The 2,786-nt window shown below is 55.3% G+C and carries 1 protein-coding gene and 2 pseudogenes; all 3 read right to left on the bottom strand.

Going from position 1 to position 2,786, the window contains the following annotated elements; genetic code table 11:
* Nucleotides 1–382 (bottom strand): annotated as a pseudogene (locus H3Z84_RS07545) (transposase); the annotation flags it as partial.
* An 80-nt stretch (nt 383–462) separates the two neighbouring features.
* The gene (gene ltrA, locus H3Z84_RS07540; protein ID WP_405416933.1) at nt 463–1,986 is read right to left on the bottom strand and encodes a group II intron reverse transcriptase/maturase; all 1,524 of its coding nucleotides are present in this window, start codon (nt 1,984–1,986) and stop codon (nt 463–465) included.
* Nucleotides 1,987–2,646: 660 nt separating this feature from the next.
* A pseudogene (locus H3Z84_RS16930) lies at nt 2,647–2,786 on the bottom strand (IS3 family transposase); the annotation flags it as partial.

The following is a 2,786-nucleotide window of genomic DNA, read 5'->3' as shown; positions in this document are numbered from 1 at the left end:
TTGTAATGCCGGAAGTACCGGTGGAGCGCCTGCTTCAAGTGGCGTCCATCCTCGAAGGCTGTGAGGTAGACGCACTCGTGCTTGACGCTGCGCCAGAGCCGTTCCACGAAGATGTTGTCATGATAGCAGCCCTTGCCGTCCGGCTGATCCGAATGCCATGCTCCTTGAGAGCGCCTGTGAAGGCCTCACTGGTGAACTGGGCACCTTGATCAGTATTGAAGATTTCCGGCGTTCCATGGCGCTGTAGGGCTTCCTCCAGGGCATCGATGCAGAAGTCTGTGTCCATGGTATTGGAGACCCGCCAGGACAGCACCTTACGGCTGTACCAGTCGATAATGGCGACCAAATACATGAAGCCTCGGGCCAGCGGCAGTAGAGTAAGAGGCAGGGCGTAGTCGAACTATCTCCCTGCCTCTCCTCTCCGAACCGGACGTGCACCTTTCAGCGCATCCGGCTCTCCGCTTAAACGCTGGCGAAGGCCATAGCAACTTCGGGAAAGCGAGAGGTCCACGTGTTTCTGGACTCTGTCCTCAGGTAGGGATTACCCTCTGGAAGACGCCAACGGAATCGCTTTTTCCCGTGACCGACGAGTCGGTACAGGATGGCGCCACTGAATAGCCCCTGATTGGTTTTGCCATACAGCACCCAAGTCTTACTTTGACCTGAAGCCGGGGCTTTGAACCAATGACGCATCAGCGGTTTGAGCCGGGAGCGATATTTGCGGCCCAGCCAATGGGCCAGTTTCCAGAACACGACACCATCGATGTAGCTGAAGACTTTCGCTTTGTAATCGACGAACTGGTAGAACGCCGCCCAGCCTTTCAGCTTTCGGTTGATGGATTCGACCATGTCGATTTTGCTTTCACTATAATTGCCTGACAGCTTGGCGGTTAAAGATGCTGCAAAGTTACGTGCCTTATCCCGGGGGATTGTCGTCACCACCCGCATGTCGCCATAGCGGCTCCGCTTGCGGATGATGCGATGCCCCAGGAACACGAAGCCGTCATTCACATGGGTAATCTTGGTCTTATCCATGTTCAGTGTCAGCTTGAGAGTTCCTTCCAGCATCTCCCGGCATTCTTCTCTAATCGCCTCTGCCTGGGCTTTGGTGCCCTTGACGATAACCACAAAGTCATCGGCATAGCGGCAGTAGGCGACGGCTGGCTTCCATTGTCGGTTCTCTCGGATGGCTGAGCTTCGACCGATTCGGATACTGTGGTTCCAGTACCATCGATCCTTTCGGGCCTTTTTGCCGAGGTAGCGCCTATTCAGGTACTGATCGAACTCATGCAACATGATATTCGATAGCAGTGGCGATATAACACCGCCCTGAGGTACGCCCTCACTTGCTGCCCGGAAAAGACCTGCATCAATATGACCGGCTTTTATGAATCGCCAGAGAAGGTTCAGGAACCGTCGGTCCCTGATTCTGCGACGTACAGCTTTCATCAGAAGCCGGTGATGCACGGTATCAAAGTAGCTGGACAGATCCCCTTCAATGACCCAGCGTCCGCGCGTTTCCTTATTGTCCGTCAGTTGCAGTTTCACTGTACGGATCGCGTGATGAACGCTCCGCTCCGGTCGGAACCCGTAGGAGAGCGTATGGAAGTCGCTCTCCCACATGGGCTCCATCGCCATTAACATGGCCCGTTGAACGATGCGGTCGCGTAGGGTCGGGATACCCAGTGGTCGTTGCTTGCCGTTGGCCTTTGGGATATACACCCTTCGGGCCGGTAACGGCTGGTAAACATCGGAGAGTAAATCACTCCTGATCTGTTGAAGAATAGCCGGCAGCCTGTCCTGCACAGTCAGCTTGATCTCTCCGTCTATCCCGGGCGTGTTTGCCCCTTTGGAAGACAGAGTGACCCGAGCCGCTTCTGCGAGCCAGTCAGGCTGTGCTATCAGGCGCAACAACCTGTCCACCCGGCGGGTGGGGTCGGTTGTTGTCCAGGTCGCTAGCTTGCGTTGCATTTCGCTGATTATCAAAGGTCTTCACCTTGTTTGGTCAGGTAGTTTGCTTGGCAAACACGTTTAAACTGCTCCCCTTCGCCATGTAATGGGCTTTCCCCATCGCGGACTACTACGGGAGCTCCGCCAGTCAACTTGGCATCGGGGTCATGCCCCCTTGGCATCCAATATTGACCTTCCCCGGTTTACCTATCTGGACTCCAGCATGCTGAGGAGGCTGCCCATCGCACTCTTTACCCTTGCTTGCCGCAAGTTGACAGGAAGCACCAGTCCAATCTGTGATGGATACTGCTGAACCGAAGCCCGAGCTACCAATTTGGACTTCTTCGTTTGGCAGCGCCTATGCGTCATGCTGCCCAACCTTCCCGTACGGCTTATCAGGTCACGTAAGCCGTGGTGACATTTCAACCCACAGAGGCGGATGAATGGGTTCATGTTCTTCAGCCTTTCAGTACTCAGCCTTGAGGATCATCTTGGCTTAGTGACCTCGCCTCAATCCCCGTTGTCAGCGGGTTACATCACCCTGCGGGCATACCGCAGGTCACTGCCGCTCAGGCTCACCACCCTCACAGTGGGTGGGATTGATTGGTTACTTCCTCCTGAATTACCGGTTCAATATTCCAGATAGACTCGTGGTCCATTTGAGCTTCCATGCTCGCCCTGGACTCCGGGCACACCGTACGAAATATCCGTTGCCCACACCTGGTTGGGGCGGTCGATTTTCAGCCCTTTGAGCAGGTACGGATAAACTTTGTGCCCGTCGCCCGGAATGCTGGTTCTGGGGCGTGGATACACCGCCTGAATGCCCATGGTGCGCA

The organism is Marinobacter sp. bablab_jr003 (assembly GCF_016464245.1).
Lineage (GTDB): Bacteria > Pseudomonadota > Gammaproteobacteria > Pseudomonadales > Oleiphilaceae > Marinobacter > Marinobacter vinifirmus.
This window is presented reverse-complemented; position numbering and strand designations above follow the sequence as displayed.